The organism is Micromonospora costi (genome assembly GCF_003626655.1).
Lineage (GTDB): Bacteria > Actinomycetota > Actinomycetes > Mycobacteriales > Micromonosporaceae > Micromonospora > Micromonospora costi.
On record NZ_RBAN01000004.1, the window covers coordinates 437,820 to 454,918 of the forward strand.

16 protein-coding genes are annotated in these 17,099 nt (G+C 72.2%); 14 read left to right on the plus strand and 2 right to left on the minus strand.

What is annotated here, in order from left to right; all coding sequences use genetic code 11:
* The first annotated feature begins 52 nt into the window (after window positions 1-52).
* The 10 genes from D7193_RS23815 (at window position 53) to bla (ending at window position 11,463) form a co-directional block, all read left to right on the plus strand.
* Window positions 53-1,213, plus strand: coding sequence for a sensor histidine kinase (locus D7193_RS23815; RefSeq protein ID WP_120781755.1), 1,161 nt, complete (start codon window positions 53-55; stop codon window positions 1,211-1,213).
* Entirely contained in the window at window positions 1,201-1,863 is a 663-nt protein-coding gene (locus D7193_RS23820; RefSeq protein WP_241563431.1) for a response regulator, read from the plus strand. The genes D7193_RS23815 and D7193_RS23820 overlap by 13 nt, the downstream gene beginning before the upstream one ends.
* Window positions 1,864-1,905: 42 nt before the next feature.
* Window positions 1,906-2,286, plus strand: coding sequence for a YccF domain-containing protein (locus D7193_RS23825; protein WP_187356266.1), 381 nt, complete (start codon window positions 1,906-1,908; stop codon window positions 2,284-2,286).
* A 127-nt stretch (window positions 2,287-2,413) separates the two neighbouring features.
* Window positions 2,414-3,373, plus strand: a complete 960-nt coding sequence (locus D7193_RS23830; RefSeq protein WP_241563348.1) for an alpha/beta hydrolase — start codon at window positions 2,414-2,416, stop codon at window positions 3,371-3,373.
* 108 nt (window positions 3,374-3,481) lie between these two features.
* Window positions 3,482-4,504 carry a DUF4331 family protein gene (locus D7193_RS23835; RefSeq protein WP_120781758.1) on the plus strand — a complete coding sequence of 341 codons (1,023 nt, stop codon included), beginning with the start codon at window positions 3,482-3,484 and terminating at the stop codon, window positions 4,502-4,504.
* Between the two features lie 549 nt (window positions 4,505-5,053).
* Window positions 5,054-6,601, plus strand: a complete 1,548-nt coding sequence (gene mmsA, locus D7193_RS23840; protein WP_120781759.1) for a multiple monosaccharide ABC transporter ATP-binding protein — start codon at window positions 5,054-5,056, stop codon at window positions 6,599-6,601.
* Window positions 6,598-7,896 (plus strand): multiple monosaccharide ABC transporter permease, encoded by a 1,299-nt coding sequence (gene mmsB, locus D7193_RS23845; RefSeq protein ID WP_120781760.1) that lies wholly within the window; start codon window positions 6,598-6,600, stop codon window positions 7,894-7,896. The genes mmsA and mmsB overlap by 4 nt, the downstream gene beginning before the upstream one ends.
* Before the next feature lie 41 nt (window positions 7,897-7,937).
* Window positions 7,938-9,041: a substrate-binding domain-containing protein gene (locus tag D7193_RS23850; protein WP_120781761.1), complete on the plus strand. Its 1,104-nt coding sequence runs from the start codon at window positions 7,938-7,940 to the stop codon at window positions 9,039-9,041.
* Window positions 9,042-9,131: 90 nt separating this feature from the next.
* Window positions 9,132-10,370 (plus strand): ROK family protein, encoded by a 1,239-nt coding sequence (locus D7193_RS23855; RefSeq protein WP_377456364.1) that lies wholly within the window; start codon window positions 9,132-9,134, stop codon window positions 10,368-10,370.
* Window positions 10,371-10,500: 130 nt separating this feature from the next.
* Complete coding sequence (gene bla, locus D7193_RS23860; RefSeq protein WP_120781763.1) at window positions 10,501-11,463, plus strand: class A beta-lactamase; 963 nt, start codon at window positions 10,501-10,503, stop codon at window positions 11,461-11,463.
* 119 nt (window positions 11,464-11,582) lie between these two features.
* On the opposite strand, the gene D7193_RS23865 is transcribed toward bla, so the two are convergent.
* Entirely contained in the window at window positions 11,583-13,172 is a 1,590-nt protein-coding gene (locus D7193_RS23865; protein ID WP_120781764.1) for a DHA2 family efflux MFS transporter permease subunit, read from the minus strand.
* A 269-nt stretch (window positions 13,173-13,441) separates the two neighbouring features.
* On the opposite strand from D7193_RS23865, the gene D7193_RS23870 reads away from it, so the two are divergent.
* Both D7193_RS23870 and D7193_RS23875 read left to right on the plus strand, forming a co-directional pair.
* Window positions 13,442-14,245, plus strand: a complete 804-nt coding sequence (locus tag D7193_RS23870) for a hypothetical protein (protein WP_147434437.1) — start codon at window positions 13,442-13,444, stop codon at window positions 14,243-14,245.
* 65 nt (window positions 14,246-14,310) lie between these two features.
* The gene (locus D7193_RS23875; RefSeq protein ID WP_120781766.1) at window positions 14,311-14,772 is read left to right on the plus strand and encodes a DUF5709 domain-containing protein; all 462 of its coding nucleotides are present in this window, start codon (window positions 14,311-14,313) and stop codon (window positions 14,770-14,772) included.
* 102 nt (window positions 14,773-14,874) lie between these two features.
* Here the strand turns inward: D7193_RS23875 and D7193_RS23880 are convergent, their stop codons facing one another.
* Window positions 14,875-15,681, minus strand: coding sequence for a DUF3152 domain-containing protein (locus tag D7193_RS23880; RefSeq protein ID WP_120781767.1), 807 nt, complete (start codon window positions 15,679-15,681; stop codon window positions 14,875-14,877).
* Between the two features lie 143 nt (window positions 15,682-15,824).
* On the opposite strand from D7193_RS23880, the gene D7193_RS23885 reads away from it, so the two are divergent.
* Window positions 15,825-16,328 (plus strand): SigE family RNA polymerase sigma factor, encoded by a 504-nt coding sequence (locus D7193_RS23885; RefSeq protein ID WP_120781768.1) that lies wholly within the window; start codon window positions 15,825-15,827, stop codon window positions 16,326-16,328.
* Window positions 16,325-17,059: a hypothetical protein gene (locus tag D7193_RS23890; RefSeq protein WP_120782185.1), complete on the plus strand. Its 735-nt coding sequence runs from the start codon at window positions 16,325-16,327 to the stop codon at window positions 17,057-17,059. Before D7193_RS23885 ends, D7193_RS23890 begins: the two co-directional genes overlap by 4 nt.
* Window positions 17,060-17,099: the final 40 nt, after the last annotated feature.

The following is a 17,099-nucleotide window of genomic DNA, read 5'->3' on the forward strand; positions in this document are numbered from 1 at the left end:
CTCCTACCAAAGAAGGTGGTCCGGCCCGTTCGCGGCCCAGTAGCCTGCGCCCATGAATTCCGCCACCTGGGGGTTCCGCCTGCCGCGGACGCGGCGCACGGTCGCGGTGGCCGTGTCGACCGCGGGGATCGGCATCCTGATCGCGTCGGCTCTGTTCGGCGCGACGCGCTCGGCGGCTCCCGCGTCCGTACGGCTCGACGTGGCCGTCGCGGTCGCCGCCCTCGCGGCCGTACCGCTGGTCATGGTGCGCCCGGTGCCCGGCGGCATCCTCGCGAGCCTGCTCGTGGCCCTGTCGCCGGTCGCCACCCCGGCGGTGAGCTTCGCGGTGCTGTTCACCGCCCAGCACCGGCCCTTCCGGCGTGCCCTCACGGTCGCCCTGGCCGGCACGGCGGGCGCCGCCGTCCAGGGGATGTGGCGGCCGGTGCGTGGCCTGCCGTACGGGTGGTGGCTGCTGCTCATGACGGCCGCCTTCGGGGCGCTGCTGGGCTGGGGCACGTGGGCTCGCGCCCGGCACGCGCTGGTGGAGGCGCTGCGCGACCGTGCGCGGCGGGCCGAGCAGGAACAGGAGCTGCGCGTCGCCGAGGCGCGCGCCGCCGAGCGGAACCGCATCGCCCGGGAGATGCACGACGTGCTGGCCCACCGGCTGTCGCTGCTGGCCGCGGCCGCCGGCGCCATGGAGTACCGGCCGGACGCGCCGCCCGAACGGCTCAGCGCCGCGGCCGGCGTCATCCGCACGAGCGCGCACCAGGCCCTCAACGAACTCCGCGAGGTCGTCGCCGTCCTGCGCAACGACGATCCGGACGCGCCGGCGGACGAGCCGCCCGGGCAGAATCTCGCCGACCTGCCCCGCCTGGTCTCGGAGGCGCGGGCGGCCGGCCAGAGCGTCGAGGTGGACGATTCGATCGCGCCGCCGGTGGAGATCCCGCCGCTGGCGGGCCGCACCGCGTACCGGATCGTGCAGGAGGGGCTCACGAACGCCCGCAAGCACGCCGACGGGCAGCCCGTGACCCTCGCCCTGTCCGGCGCTCCGGGCGCGGGCCTCCGCATCGCGGTCCGCAATCCGGCGCCGCCCGGCGCCGCGCCGGATCGGGACGCCGGCAGCGGGCTCATCGGGCTCGCCGAGCGGGCGGCGCTCGCCGGTGGGCGCGTGACGCACCGCGTCGGCGACGACGGCCACTTCCACCTGGACGCGTGGCTGCCGTGGTCGGCGTGACCGGCCCGATCCGCGTGGTCGTCGTCGACGACGACCCGCTGGTACGGGGGATGCTGACGCTGATGCTCGACGGCGCGGACGGGATCACCGTGGTCGGCGAGGCCGCGGACGGCGGTCAGGCACTCACCGCTGTCGAACGGCACGCGCCCGACGTGGTGCTCATGGACATCCGGATGCCGAACGTCAGCGGCATCACGGCCACCGAGCGGCTGCGCCGCCGCCCCCGTCCGCCCGAGATCATCGTGCTGACCACCTTCGACACCGACGAGCACGTCGTACGGGCGCTGTGGGCGGGTGCCAGCGGGTTCCTGCTCAAGGACACCCCGCCGGAGCAGATCAGCCAGGCGGTCCGCAACGTGGCGGCGGGCGCCCCGATCCTGTCGCCGAGCGTCACCCGGCGCCTCATGCAGCAGGTGGCCTCCGGCGGCGAGTCGTACGAACAGGCGCTCGCCCGGCTGGCGCCCCTCACCGCACGGGAACGCGACGTCGTCCTGGCCATCGCCCAGGGGCGTTCGAACGCCGAGATCGCCGCCGACCTGCTGATGAGCGTGACCACGGTGAAGGCCCACGTCTCGCACATCCTGACGAAACTGGACCTCACGAACCGGACGCAGATCGCGTTGCTGGCCCACGACGCCCGGCTGGTCTGAGGCGGCCGCGGGTACTGGCGAGCGCCGCTCATGCTGGAAGGCGTGATCCGCTTCGTGTTGAACGTGCTGTGGCTGATCTTCGGCGGGGGCCTGGTCCTCGCGGTCGGCTACGGCGTCGCCGCCCTCGTCTGCTTCGCCCTGGTCGTCACCATCCCGTTCGGCGTCGCCGCGCTGCGCCTGGCCGGGTACTCGCTGTGGCCCTTCGGGCGCACGGTCGTGCCGAAGCCGGGCGCCGGCGTGGCGTCCGGCCTGGCCAACATCCTGTGGGTGGTGCTCGCCGGCTGGTGGCTCGCCCTGTCCCACCTGGTCGCCGGCGTGGTGCTCTGCCTCACGATCATCGGCATCCCGTTCGGCGTCGCGAACATCAAGCTGGTGCCGGCGGCGTTCTGGCCGCTCGGGCGCGAGGTCGTCGACGCGCCCTGACCGGCACCCCGGCGGGCGGTGCCGCCGTTGCGCCGCCCGGGCATCCGGCGAGGGGCCTATGGTCGGGATCGTGGGGAAATCGACGTGTTCCAGGGGCCCGGGGTGGGTGGACGGCGGGAGCCGCGGCGTGAGCCAGCCGGTGGTGCTCGAACCGGCGGCCCAGGCGTTCGTGGAGGCCACCGCGAACCCGCCGTACCCCTTCGACCTGGGACCGGTGCGGGGCCGCCGGCGACTCGACGAGGTGCAGTCCGGCGCGGTCGACCGGCCCGACGTCGACGTCGAGGACGTGCTGGTGCCGGGCGGGCCGGTCGGCCCGGTGCCCGTCCGGATCATGCGCCCGCCCGGCGTGGCCGGTCCACTCCCGGTGATCATCTACCTTCACGGCGGCGGCTGGGTGTTCGGCAACGCCCACACCCACGACCGGCTCGTCCGCGAACTCACCGCCGGCACCCGGACGGCGCTGGTCTTCCCGGAGTACCGCCTCTCCCCCGAGGCGCGCTATCCGGTCGCGATCGAGGAGAGCTACACGGTGGCCACCTGGATCACGGCGCACGGCGCCGCGCACGGCCTCGACGCCGAGCGGGTGGCGGTGGCCGGCGAGAGCTCCGGCGGCACCATGGCGGCCGCGCTCACCCTCATGGCCAGGCAGCGGGGCGGGGTACGGCTGGTCCAGCAGGTCCTCTTCTACCCCGCGACGGACGCCGCCTTCGACACCGGCTCCTACCGGCAGTTCGCCACGGGCTACTTCCTCCGGCGGGACGCGATGCAGTGGTTCTGGGACCAGTACACGACCGACCCGGCCCGGCGGGCGGAGATCACCGCCTCACCGCTGCGGGCCACGGACGAGCAACTCCGGGGGCTGCCGCCGGCGCTGGTGATCACCGCCGAGGCGGACGTGCTGCGCGACGAGGGCGAGGCGTACGCCGGCAAGCTCCGCCGGGCCGGCGTACCGGTGACCGCCGTGCGGTACCAGGGCATCACGCACGACTTCGTCATGCTCAACGCGCTGCGCGGGACGTACGCGGCGCAGGCGGCGATCACCCAGGCCGTCGGCGTGCTGCGCGCCGCGCTGGGCACCGCCCGCTGAGCCGCTGGCGGTGTATCGGGTGAGTTCCGGGCGATCGCGCGAACCGAGCACTTCTCACCGGTATGTTCGGATTCGCCCCAGCAGTGCCGTCCGGACCGGAGCGTGCCCATGTCGCACCACCTCGACACCCCGCTCGCCGCTCAGAGCGGTCAGCTCTACCTCGACGACCTGTTCGTCTTCGACGGCGAGCGCGGCACCGTGTTCGTCATGGACGTCAACAGCTCGGTGACGAGAGCCGACATCAAGCGCGGCTTCCACTCGGAGGCGCGGTACGAGTTCAAGCTCCACTTCAACGGCGCCGAGATGGAGGACCTGACCTACCGGGTGGCCTTCGGCGAGCCCGACGGTCAGGGCCGGCAGCAACTGACGCTGCACGCGCTCATCGACAGCGAGGCACGCGAGGACGCCGCCACCGGGACGATGCTCGCCCAGGGCCGCAGCGGCGAGGTGGTCGAGGCCACCAACCTCCGGCTCTGGGCGGGCCGGATCTCCGACCCGTTCTACATCGACCTCGACCAGCTGGCCACCGTGAACGACGCCTTCAAGAACGGCGCGAAGCTGGACCGCTCGGCCTGGCGACCGGAGAAGGCGAAGAACACGTTCGCCGGCACCACGGTCGAGTCGATCGTCCTGGAGGTGTCCCGCGACGAGCCGATGCTGCACGACGGGACGCGGCTCGGCGTCTGGGCCGCCACCAAGCTCGCCACGGACGCCGGCGGCTGGCGACAGATCAACCGTGCGGGCCACCCGATGATGTGGCCGATCTTCTGGCCCACCGACACCGACTTCTCCAACCCGGCCAACGTCCGCCACCCCTGCGACGACCTGCGGGCCGACGGCGAGGAGATCGCCACGGCGGTCTCGCGGGTCGTCGCGGCGAACGGCACCGCGCCGGACCCCATGGCGTACGGCTGGAGCGTGGCCCGGGAGGTCTACCCCGACCTGCTCACGTACCAGGTCGGCACCCCCGCCAACTACGGCTTCGCCGTCCGCAACGGGCGGACCATGGCCGACAACGCGCCCGAGGTCATGTTCTCCCTGGTGCTGAACACCGGCATGACCTCCGGCCTCACCTCCGAGGTGAACAAGGACTCCCGGTCCGACACCTTCCCGTACGTCGTACCCGCCTGACCGCCCCCGCCCGGCTCACGGGCGACGATGCCCGGCCGCGAGCAGCGGCCGGGCCTTACGTCGTTCCGGCCCGGGGTCAGCCGCCGGGCGGCCACCTCGGGATCGACACCCGATGCCTCCCAGCAGGGGGCCGAGGAGCGGCGCGTACTGTTGCCCGGTCAGTCGGGCCACCAGCCCGTACCGGCACGGACCTGACCGCGCGCGGCGCGGGTTCAGGACGGGTGGGCTCCCGGTGCCGTGTCCATGATCACGATCGCTGATCGTGCCGGACCGTCCGCCGAGAGCGCCGGCTGACGGGGTCCGCAGGCCGGGACGCGGTTGCGTGCCGCGCCGCTCACACTCTGTGATGAGTGTGGCGTGGATCCCACGGGCACCGTTGGTGGGTGGCACCGCCGGGGGGTCATTATTACCGGGTTGTTACGGAATTGATGGGGCCCCCAGCTTGCGAATGGTCCTCTGGTCCGAATAGGTTGCCGTCGGCAACAAACCACAGATCCGGGCCATGAACATTCCGGAGGCATCCATGACGTTGGCGAGGTGGTACGAACGATGAGCGACGTGCCCATCCTCCTGGAGATGCGCTCCATCACCAAGGAGTTCCCCGGGGTCAAGGCCCTGTCCGACGTGAACCTGACGGTCCGCGCCGGTGAGATCCACGCGATCGTCGGTGAGAACGGCGCGGGCAAGTCGACGCTGATGAAGGTGCTGAGCGGCGTCTACCCGTACGGCACGTACGACGGCGACATCTACTACCAGGGCGAGGTCTCCCGCTTTTCGGACATCCGGGCCAGCGAGCGAGCCGGCATCGTGATCATCCACCAGGAGCTCGCCCTCATCCCGCACATGTCGATCACCGAGAACATCTTCCTCGGCAACGAACCCCGCAAGGGGGGCGCGATCGACTGGAAGGCGGCGAACCGGCAGGCGCTGGAGCTGATGGCCCGGGTCGGCCTCCGGGAGGACCCGGACACCCTGATCAAGGACATCGGCGTCGGCAAGCAGCAGCTCGTGGAGATCGCCAAGGCGTTCGCCAAGGACGTCAAGCTGCTGATCCTCGACGAGCCGACCGCCGCGCTGAACGAGGACGACTCGCAGCACCTGCTGGACCTGCTGCGTGGCTTCCGCGAGCGCGGCATCACCTCGATCATCATCTCGCACAAGCTGAACGAGGTCGAGGCGGTCTCCGACCGGATCACGATCATCCGCGACGGCCGGACCATCGAGACGCTGGACGTCAAGGGCGACGGCGTCGACGAGGACCGGATCGTGCGGGGCATGGTCGGCCGGGAGCTGCACAGCCGGTTCCCGGACCACACGCCGAAGATCGGCGAGGTCTTCTTCGAGGTCCGGAACTGGAACGTCCGGCACCCCATCTCCGCCGAGCGGCAGGTCTGCAAGGACGAGAGCTTCGTCGTACGCCGCGGCGAGATCGTCGGCTTCGCCGGCCTCATGGGCGCCGGCCGTACCGAGCTGGCGATGAGCGTGTTCGGCCGCTCCTACGGGGTGTACGAGTCGGGCACGATCATCAAGGACGGCAAGGAGATCGTGCTGAAGTCGGTGGCGGACGCGATCGCCCACGGGCTCGCGTACGTCAGCGAGGACCGCAAGGCGATCGGCCTCAACCTGCTCGACGACATCAAGACGTCGACGGTGGCCGCCAAGCTGTCCAAGATCACGCACCACGGCGTCCTGGACGAGGTCGCCGAGTACAAGGCGGCCGAGGCGTACCGCCGCGACCTGCGGATCAAGACTCCGACGGTCGACGAGGGCGTCAACAAGCTCTCGGGCGGCAACCAGCAGAAGGTCGTCCTGGCGAAGTGGATGTTCACCGACCCGGACCTGCTGATCCTCGACGAACCGACCCGCGGTATCGACGTGGGCGCCAAGTACGAGATCTACGGCATCATCCAGCGGCTCGCCGACCAGGGGAAGGGCGTCATCGTCATCTCCTCGGAACTGCCTGAGCTGATCGGGCTCTGCGACCGCATCTACACGGTGTCCGAAGGCACCATCACCGGCGAAGTCGCCCGGCAGGACGCGGACCCGGAGAACCTCATGAAGCTGATGACCTCCACGAAGAAGATGCAGACACGATGAGCCGATTGAAGGACCTTCAGAAGAACCTCTTCGGAGGTACCACCTCAAACGCCCGTCAGTTCGGGATGATCTTCACGCTGGTGGCGATCGTCGTCCTGTTCCAGATCCTGACCGACGGCCTGACCCTGCGATCGGACAACCTGATCGCGCTGTTCCAGCAGAACTCGTACATCCTCATCCTGGCCATCGGCATGCTGATGGTGATCGTCGCCGGGCACATCGACCTGTCGGTCGGCTCGATCGCGGCCTTCACCGGCATCCTGGTGGCCAAGTCGATGGCGGACTGGAACCTGCCCTGGCCCGTGGCCATCCTGTTCGGCCTCGCGATCGGCGCCGTGATCGGTGCCTGGCAGGGCTTCTGGGTCGCCTACATCGGGGTGCCGGCGTTCATCGTCACCCTGGCGGGCATGCTGCTCTTCCGCGGTGGCAACCAGTTCATCGGCAACGCGAACACGATCCCGGTGCCCGAGGGCTTCCGGGTGATCGGTTCCGGCTTCCTCCCCGAGACCGGGCCCAACACGGGCTACAACAACCTGACGCTGCTGCTCGGTCTCGCGGGCTGCATCGCGGTCGTGTGGCGGGAGCTGAAGAACCGCCGGACCCGGCGGGAGATGAACGCGGAGCCGATCCCGATGTGGATCTCCATCCTGCGGATGGCCGTCATGGTCGGCGTGCTGGTCTTCATCTCGCTGCGCTTCGCCAGCGGCCGCGTGGGCACCAGCTTCCCGGTCTCCGGCATCATCCTCGTGGCGCTCGTGCTCGCGTACTCCTTCTTCACCCGCAACACCGCGGGTGGCCGGCACATCTACGCGGTGGGTGGCAACTCCCGCGCCGCGGAGTTGTCCGGCGTGAAGCTCAAGCGGGTCAACTTCTACGTCATGATGAACATGTCGGTCCTGGCCGCGCTCGCGGGCATGATCTTCGTGGCCCGTTCGGCGGCCTCCGGCCCGCAGGACGGCAACGGCTGGGAGCTGGACGCCATCGCCGCGGTCTTCATCGGCGGCGCGGCCGTCTCCGGCGGTATCGGCACCATCAGCGGCTCGATCGTCGGTGGTCTGGTCATGGCCGTGCTCAACAACGGCCTGCAGCTGATGGGCGTCGGCACCGACCGTGTGCAGATCATCAAGGGCCTGGTCCTGCTGCTCGCCGTCGCGATCGACGTCTACAACAAGCGGCAGGGTCGCTTCTCGGTCATCGGGAGCATCACCCGGCCGTTCCGACGCGACGAACCAACCACCCCAACGTCATCGTCCGAGGCGACCCGTGAGCCCGCCCGGACGACGGTGGCCGGCTGACGCCGACCTCACCTCACCCCAACCATCAAGAAAGGCTCATCATGCGCAAGCTACTCGGCAAGTCGGTGGCCGTCGGCGCCATCGCCATGCTTGCCCTCACCGCCTGCGGCTCCGGCCGCGACGAGGGCTCCTCGGGCGGCTCGGGCAGCGACAGCAAGGGCTTCGCGGCCAACTCGCTGATCGGCGTCGCCCTGCCGGCCAAGACCTCGGAGAACTGGGTCCTCGCCGGTGACCTGTTCACCAACGGCCTGAAGGAGGCCGGCTTCCAGAGCGACGTGCAGTACGCGGGCGCGTCGACCACGGTCGCCGACCAGCAGGCCCAGATCACCGCCATGGTCACCAAGGGCGCCAAGGTCATCGTCATCGGTGCGACCGACGCCGCCCAGCTGTCGACCCAGGTCGCCGCCGCCCACCAGGCCGGCGCCAAGGTCATCGCGTACGACCGGCTGATCGTGAACACGCCGGACCTCGACTACTACGTCGCGTTCGACAACTTCAAGGTCGGCCAGCTCCAGGGCCAGGCCCTGCTGGACGGCATGAAGGCCAAGAAGCCGAACGGCCCGTACAACATCGAGCTGTTCTCCGGCTCGCCGGACGACAACAACTCGAAGGTCTTCTTCGACGGCGCCATGAGCGTTCTCCAGCCGGAGATCGACAAGGGCAATGTCGTCGTCGCCTCGGGCCAGAAGGACATCAAGCAGACCGCTATCCAGGGCTGGAAGGCCGAGGGTGCGCAGGCCCGCATGGACCAGCTGCTGACCTCGACCTACGGCAACAAGGAGCTGGACGGCGTCCTCTCCCCGAACGACACCCTGGCCCGCGCGATCATCACCTCGGTGAAGGGCGCCGGCAAGCCGGTCCCGGTCGTCTCCGGCCAGGACTCCGAGGTCGAGTCCGTGAAGTCGATCATGGCTGGCGAGCAGTACATGACGATCAACAAGGACACCCGCAACCTGGTGAAGCAGACCATCGAGATGGTCAAGGCCCTCCAGGCCGGTAACGAACCGCAGGTGAACGACACCAAGTCGTACAACAACGGCTCCAAGGTCGTCGACACCTACCTGCTGCCGCCGGTCGCCGTGACCAAGGCGAACGCGGCCGAGGCGTACGCGAACGACCCGAAGCTCGCGCCGCTGACCAAGTAACACCGCGTGGCGACGTCGGGTCCCGGAGTAACTTCCGGGACCCTTCGTCGTCCCGGGGCACGACGGACTCGTCAACGGAGAGGAGGCCCAATCGTGCACCCCGCGCTCTCCGGTCTTCCCCCGACCGGCCGAAGTCCCGACGTCCCCGCACCGCCGGCGCCCGCCGCCAACCAGGAGGAGGTCCGCCGGCAGAACCTCGGTGCCGTGCTGCGCCACGTCCACGTGCACGGCCCCACCTCCCGCGCCGAGCTGACCGCCCGGCTCGGCCTCAACCGCAGCACCATCCGGGCCCTCGCCGCCGACCTCGCGGCCGCCGGTCTCGTGACCGAGAAGGCACCCACCACCACCCGCCGGGCCGGACGCCCCTCGCTCGTGGTGAGCCCCCGCTCGACCCGCGTGTACGCGCGTGCCATGACCATCGAGCCGGACCGGCTGCGCGCCGCCCGCGTCGGCCTCGGCGGCCGCGTGCTGGACCTGCGCGAGGTCGAACACCCCCGCGGGTCGTGTCCCGCCGACGCCGTACGCCCGCTGTCATGGCTGATCCGCGACATGGAGCGCACGGCGGGGCCGGACGCGATCTGCGTGGGCGCGGCGGTCGCCGTGACCGACACGACCCACGGCCGGGACGGCCGGATCCGCATCGCCGGCCCCGACGACGCACTCCGCGTCGCGTTCGACGCCGAGTTCCCCTCCGGCCCGCCCGTCGTCGCGGGCGACATGGCCGACATCGCCGCCCTGGCCGAACAGGTCCGGGGCGTGGCCGCCGGCGTCGACGACCTCGTCTACCTGCACGGCGGGCCCGGCGTGAGCGCCGGCATCATCATCGGCGGCCGGCTCGTGCGGGGCCACGGCGGGCACAGCGGCAAGGTCGGCCACATGGTCGTCAACCCGCACGGCCACCCCTGCCGGTGCGGCTCGCGCGGCTGCTGGGAGACCGAGATCGGCGACGCCGCGCTGCTGCGCCACGCCGGGCGCGACCAGGAGTCCCCCGACACGGTGGCCGAGGTGCTGCGCGCCGCGGCGGACGGCGAGCCGGCGGCCCGGGCCGCCGTCGAGCAGGTCGCCGACTGGCTCGGCTTCGGTGTGGCCAACCTCGTCAACGTGGTCAACCCCGACACGGTCGTGTTCGGCGGCTCGCTGCGCGAGGTCTACCTGGCCGGAGCGGAGACCGTGCACCGCCGCCTGGACGAGCTGGCGCTGCCCGCCTCCCGGGAGCAGGTGCAGCTCCGGCCCGCGGCGCTGGGCGGCACCGCCGCCCTCGTGGGTGCGGCCGAGCTGGCCTTCGCGCACCTGCTCGCGGACCCGCTGGGCGGCGCGGCGCCGGCCTGAACCAACCAGGCCCGCCACGGGACGTAGGGTCGGTGGTCCGTGCTGCGCCCCGGTGGCGTCCGGGTCCGGGCGCATTCCGGAAGCGGCACGGACGACGAGCCGGCGCCGTGGCGGCAGAGGGGGCGGGGACGTGGATCTCTCCGGTGTACGACGCGGCGTCGCCGCGGTGACGGCCGCCACGGCACTCGCCGGGCTCGCCGCGTGCGGTCCCGACGACGATCGTCCCGCCGCCGGCGGCCCGTCCCCCTCCGCCACCGCACCCGGCGGCGCCAGCCCGTCCGTACCGGGCGTGACCGCCTCCCCGGCCATCGACCTCGCCCCGGAGTTCCGCCGGCTCGAGGCCGCGTTCGACGCGCGGCTCGGCGTCCACGCGGTCGACACCGGCACCGGTCGCACCGTCGCGTACCGGGCCGACGAGCGGTTCGCGTACGCCTCCACGTTCAAGGCGTTGGCCGCCGCCGCGCTGCTCGACCGGACGTCGGCGGCCCAGCTCGACGAGGTCGTCCACTACACGCGGGAGGACCTGCTCGCCCACTCCCCCGTCACCGAGAGGCACGTGGCCACGGGGATGTCCCTGCGCGACCTGGCCGACGCGGCGGTCCGCTACAGCGACAACACCGCCGGAAACCTGATCCTGCGCCGCCTCGGCGGGCCGGCCGGCTTCGGGGAGTCGCTCCGCGGCCTCGGCGACACGGCCACCGACGCGGAACGCTACGAGACGAGCCTCAACGAGGGCCGGCCGGGCGACCGACGCGACACCACCACGCCCCGTGCCTTCGCCACCGACCTGCGGGCGTACGCGGTCGGCGACGCGCTGGGCCGGGAGGACCGGGACATCCTCAACGGGTGGTTGCGGGGCAACACGACCGGCGACGGGCTCATCCGTGCCGGCACACCGCAGGGCTGGGTGGTGGGCGACAAGACCGGCTCCGGCGGGTACGGCGCGCGCAACGACATCGCCGTGCTGTGGCCGCCGGACGGTGCGCCGATCGTGCTGGCCGTGATGTCCCGCCGCGACGCGAAGGACGCCCCGTACGACGACGCGCTCATCGCCCGGGCCACGCGGGTCGTCGTGGGCGCCCTGCGCCCCTGAGCCGGGACGGTTCGGCCGCGCCCGGGCGTGCGCCGACACAGGGCGGAGGCGCGGACGCCCCTACGCACACGGCGGGGGCCGCCGGGACAACCGCCCGACGGCCCCCGCCGCGACGCGCGTCAGTGGATGACGACGGGCGTCTTGGGCTGCTCGTCGCCCTGCTCGCCGTCGAGCAGGTGCGAGGGCTCCCGCCGGCGCGGCAGGAGCGCGGCCGGGATGAAGGTGGCCAGCACCAGCGCGAACGCCACCCAGAAGGTGCTGGAGAACGAGCGGGCGGCGAAGTCGAGGCCGCGCTCGATGAGCGCCGGATCGACCGGGAACTGCCGCAGCAGGTCCGGCTGCAACTGGACGGCGGTGGCCAGCCCCGCCTCGGTGACCGGCTTGCCGCTGGCCGGATCGGTCACGCCCGGGATCGGCTGCGAGCCGTTGAGCTCGTTGGTGAGGATCACCGACATGACCGCGGCGCCGACGGACCCGCCGATCTGCTGGAGGATGTTGACCAGCGTCGAGCCGCGGGCGACATCCTGGGCGTGCAGCGTCTTCAGCGCCGACGTCATGATCGGCATCATGGTGCCGCCCATGCCCAGACCCATGACGAACAGCGAACCGCAGAGCAGCCAGTACGACGTCGTCGGGTCGACCTGGGTGAACGAGAAGAACCCGACGACGATCAGGGCCAGGGCGAACGGCACGGTTCGGCCGATGGGCACCCGGTCGGCGAGCGTCCCGGCGATCGGCATGGTGAGCATCGCGCCGATGCCCTGCGGCGCCATCAGCAGGCCGGCGTCCAGCGTCGACTCACCGCGCACCTGGAGGAAGTAGCTCGGGAAGAGCAGCCCGGCGCCCATGAACGCGATGATGAACACGAACAGGGTCACCGACGCGATCGTCAGGTTGCGGTTGGCGAACAGCCGCAGGTCGAGCAGCGGGTGCCGGGGCTTGAACGAGTAGCGGACGAACGCCACCACGAGCGCGGCGCCGACCAGCATGGGCGCCCACACCTCGGCGTCGGCGAACGTGCCCGCCTCGGGCAGCGTGGAGATGCCGTAGAGGAACAGGGCGAGACCCGGCGAGAGCATCAGCATGCCGATGAAGTCGAACGACTCGGACGGCTTCGGCGCGTCCTTCGGCAGCGCCATCTGGGCGTAGAGCAGCGCGATCACGCCGATCGGCAGGTTGATCAGGAAGATCCAGTGCCAGCTCGCCGTGTCGATCAGCCAGCCGCCGAGGATGGGGCCGCAGATCGGGCCGAGCAGCATGGGGATGCCGAGGACGGCCATCAGTCGGCCGATGCGGTTCGGGCCGGCGGCGCGCGTCATGATCGTCATGCCGATCGGCATGAGCATGCCGCCGCCCAGGCCCTGAAGGACCCGGTAGAGGATGAGCTGCCCGATCGAGTCGGCCGTGGCGCACAGCCCCGACCCGATCGTGAACAGGGCCAACGCGATCATGTAGAGCCGCTTGGTGCCGAACCGGTCGGCGGCCCATCCCGCGAGCGGGATCACCGTCGCCAGGGCGAGCGTGTAGCCGGTCATCGTCCACGCGACGCGGGCGTAGGAGGCGTCGAATTCGCGCTGGAATGTCGGCAGCGCGACGCTGACCACCGTCACGTCGAGGATCGACATGATCGCGCCGAGAACGACGACCCCCGCCACCTTGAGAACCGCGGCATCGAGTTTGTCCGGTGCCGCGACAGCTTGCTGGGTCACACAATCTCCTGAGGTCGGATGAGTCGGCAGAAGGTGAGCGGCGGGGGGTGGTGCGCGCGCGACGTGCACGGCGCGGTGCGGAGGGCGAACGCTCGCAGGCAGAGTAGCCGCCGGTACCGACAGCCCGCCCCGGATTACGACCGCCGACCCGGCCCTTCCGGCTGGCCATCCGTCCGCGTACGCCGGCGTTCGTCCCGTTTTTCAAACGCGAACTCGCCTGCGCTGTGACGTCCATCCGATCGTGACGTGCCACACAGAGGTGCGGGATCATGTGCGGAGACGACGACGGACGGGGGCCCGCGATGCCGCACGCTCGGGACGACGACGACGACCGGGCGGGCCTCGCCCCGGCGACCCTCGCCGCACTGCGGCGCTGCGGCGCGACGCGCCCCCGGCGGTGGCTCGTCGCGGTCACCCTGCTGCTCGGTGTCCTGGCCGGGGTGGGCGTCACCGCGGCGACACCGGCCGGCGAGCGCACGTTCGCCGCGCTCGCGGACACGGTGCAGAGCCTCATGTCGGTGACCGTGCCGTTCCTCGGCATCCTGCTGGCCCACGACCTCCGCCGCGCGCCCGGCACGGCCCGGCTCGCCCCGACGATGGTCGCCGCCACCCTGGTGGCCGCCGCCGTCGGCGTGTTCGGGGTGCTCGTCTGCGCCGCCGCGCTGGTGCTCGCGCCGGGCGGCACCGCGGCCGACACGTGGCGGTACGCGGGGACCATCGCGCTGGGCAGCGTGCTCGTCCAGGTGGTCGCGCAGCTGGTCGGCGTCGGGCTGGGTCTGCTGCTGCGCTCGTTCGTGGTCGCGGCCCTGGCCAGCATCGTCCTGCCCCTGGGCCTGTACGCGCTGCTCGGCGTCGACGCGTTGCGGCCCGCGCAGGGCTGGCTCACCCCGTACGCCACCGTCCGGAACCTGCTCTCCCGCGACATGGACGCCGTCCGGTGGGCGCAGTGGCTGGTCGTCCTCCTGCTGTGGGGGGTCGGCCTGAACGCCGTGGGCGCGGCGCGGCTGCGGCGACGGCCGCCGGTCTCCCCGCCCGCTGCGACGCAGGGCACACCCGAGCGCTCCCCCGCCTGACCAACGGGGTGGGAGCGCCCTAGGCTGGCACCCGTCGCCTGCGGGCGTGACGAGGGGAGACCGCCATGAGCCAGACCGACAACACCGACCGCCTTGAGGAGTGGAACGTCGCCGAGGACGACGGCGTCCTCGACGCGTCCGACACGCTCGACGACGACCGGGTCGCCGATCCCCTCGACACCGGCATCGCCGCCGGCGACCGCTGGGTCGGCGCGGACCGGTTCGGGACCACGCCCGCCGAGGAACGCGCCGGCGAGTCCCTCGAGCAGTTGCTCGCCGAGGAGGAGCCGGACATCGACCCGTACGCCGAGCCGGTCGACGACGAGGACGAGCTGACCCGCCGCGGGTACGAGGTGGAGACGCGGGCGGGCCGCCTCGTCGCCTACGACGAGGGTCTCGGCGAGGACGAGGAGGCCGACTCGGTGGCCTGGGACGCCGGGATCGACGCCGGCGGCGCCAGCGCGGAGGAGGCCGCCGTCCACCTGGTCGACGACCCGTTCGGCGCGGGCGACGGCCCGTTGCGCTGAGGCGCGTACCACCTCACCGCTCCCGGGCCGTCCGCCGCCGCTCCGGGAGATGACCCGGCCGGTCCACCGGGCCGGCCGACGGCGACGCTGCTCGGGGTGACCTCAGCGTCGCCGTGCGCCCTCCCGGGGCGGGATCGGGTCGTCGTACGCGCCGGACGGCCCGGTGTACCGGTCGCCGTCGAGGTACGGCAGGGCGTTCGCGGTACAGCCGTGCAGGCCCAGCGTCTGCTGCTGCATCACGGGTGCCGGGCGGCCGCGCCCGGGGCAGCGCTCGTGGCCGTGGCCGAGCCGGTGCCCGACCTCGTGGTTGACCATGTACGTCCGGTAGGTGGCGAGGCTCGCGCCGTACCGGGGCACGCCCCTCACCCAGCGGGCGACGTTCAGCACCACCCGGTCGCCGTTGCGGCAGGACGTATAGCCGTCCGGCACGTCCTGGCACAGCTCGTCCCGGGTGCCGGGGGTGGCCAGGTAGATGGTGAAGTCGGCGGACTGGCCGGGGCCGACCCGGCGGAAACCGAGCGTCCCGGCCGCGGTCCAACCCCGCGGGTCGCTCAGGATCCGGGTGATGTCGGCCGCGAAGCCCGCCACGGGCAGGCCGGCGATGTCGCGCTCCACCGCCACCCGGTAGCGCAGGACGTGACCGCCGCCCCGCCCGCGACCCGGCTCGGCGGCGGCGACCTGCCAGCGGTTGCCGCCGTCGGCGGGATAGGTGACGGGGGTGGGCGCCGGCCGGGTGGAGCGGAGCGGGGCCGCGGGTGTGGACGATTCGGCGAACCGGACGGGCGGGGCGAACGGCGGTTGGCCCGCCGCGGGCTCCCCGCAGGCGGTCGGCGCGGTCAGGAGCAGGGCCGCCAGCGGCAGTGCCCGGACGGCGGCGGCCCGCGCGCGGCTCGTACTCTTCGGTCTCATGCGTCTCCCCTCACCCCGCACCGCGGACGGCCGGTGCGCAGGGAGGAGGACGGCCCGCCCGGCCGAAAAGTTGATCAGCGACGGACTCAACTTTCCGCCCGCCTCACCCGTCCTGATCGGCGTGGAGTACGGAGTGGGCGGCCATGGCCCGGGGTGACGCGGAGTTCGTCGAGTTCGCCCGGGCCGCCTCCCGCCGGCTCGTGCACGCCGCCTACCTGATGACCGGCGACCACCACCAGGCCGAGGACGCGGCGCAGACGGCGCTGGCCCGTACCTACGCGTCGTGGTCGCGCATCCGGGAGGGAGACGCCTACGGGTACGCCCGCTCGGTGCTCGTCAACCACCTCGTCGACCGGTGGCGGCGGCCGATCCGCGAGTACCCCACGGAGGATCTTCCGGAGCAGCGCGCCGACGACGTCGCCGACGCGGTCGCCACGCGCCGCTGGCTGCTCGCCATCCTCGGCGCGCTCAGCCCCCGGGAGCGGGCCATCGTGGTGCTGCGCTACTACTTCGACCTGTCGGAGGCGCAGGTGGCACGCGAACTCGGCGTGTCGGTCGGGACCGTCAAGAGCACCAGTTCCCGTGCCCTGGAGAAGCTGCGCAGCAGCGGGTCGCCGGCGCGCGAGGTCCACGGGACGTGCCGATGAACGAGCTGGAGCAGCTTCGCGAGGCCATGCGGGCGACCGAGTGGACGGGCCGGGCCAGCATCGACGTGGCCGCGGTGATGCGTACCGGCCGTCGCCTGCGCAGACGGCGGCGTCTCGCGGCCACCGGCGTCGCCGCGCTCGCGCTGGCGGTGGCGGTGGGCGTTCCGGTGGGCCTGCGCTCGGGCGGCCCAGACCCGTCCCGGCGGGCGGTCCCGGCGGCCTCGGCGCCGGTCGAGCGCCCCACACCGACACCCACCCCGGATCTCGCCGCGACCCGCGCGGAGCCGGCTCCGCGGCCGATCGGCACAGTGGTCCGCAGCGGGATCCGGTACGGCGCCGACGAGCGCGTCTTCTACCTGGTCCCCGTCGACGTGCCGGATCTCCCGCAGGTCACGATCGGTCTGGTCGCCGGCCGCCGCACCGCCACCGGCGAACTCGTCTCCGACTACCTGGTCAACGACGTGTCGGGCCGGGACCGCCGGCCCGGGTTCCACGAGATCGGCTACGACGAGCCGGGCCCGAGCCGGCCGGCCGCGCCGACCTTCGGATACTTCGTGGGACCGGCCGAGCAGATCATCGGCACCGTCGACGGCCGCGAGATCGTGGCCCGTCAGGCGCGGTGGAGCGAGGACGCGCAGGTGGTGATCTTCTGGTTCGATCCGAAGGCCCTCCCGCCGGGGGTCCGGCTCGACGGCATCATCGCCCGGGACGCCCACGGCCGACGGCTCTGATCCCGGGGCGGGCGCCTCGACCGGCCGTGTCGTACCCCTC

Bases quoted from the DNA above. Each gene is read 5' to 3' on its own strand.
- D7193_RS23875 (WP_120781766.1), top strand. From the start codon at position 14,311: ATGAGCCAGACCGACAACACCGACCGCCTTGAGGAGTGGAACGTCGCC.
- D7193_RS23815 (WP_120781755.1), top strand. From the start codon at position 53: ATGAATTCCGCCACCTGGGGGTTCCGCCTGCCGCGGACGCGGCGCACG.
- mmsA (WP_120781759.1), top strand. From the start codon at position 5,054: ATGAGCGACGTGCCCATCCTCCTGGAGATGCGCTCCATCACCAAGGAG.
- D7193_RS23890 (WP_120782185.1), top strand. From the start codon at position 16,325: ATGAACGAGCTGGAGCAGCTTCGCGAGGCCATGCGGGCGACCGAGTGG.
- D7193_RS23870 (WP_147434437.1), top strand. From the start codon at position 13,442: ATGTGCGGAGACGACGACGGACGGGGGCCCGCGATGCCGCACGCTCGG.
- D7193_RS23885 (WP_120781768.1), top strand. From the start codon at position 15,825: ATGGCCCGGGGTGACGCGGAGTTCGTCGAGTTCGCCCGGGCCGCCTCC.
- D7193_RS23835 (WP_120781758.1), top strand. From the start codon at position 3,482: ATGTCGCACCACCTCGACACCCCGCTCGCCGCTCAGAGCGGTCAGCTC.
- D7193_RS23880 (WP_120781767.1), bottom strand. From the start codon at position 15,681: ATGAGACCGAAGAGTACGAGCCGCGCGCGGGCCGCCGCCGTCCGGGCA.
- mmsB (WP_120781760.1), top strand. From the start codon at position 6,598: ATGAGCCGATTGAAGGACCTTCAGAAGAACCTCTTCGGAGGTACCACC.
- D7193_RS23850 (WP_120781761.1), top strand. From the start codon at position 7,938: ATGCGCAAGCTACTCGGCAAGTCGGTGGCCGTCGGCGCCATCGCCATG.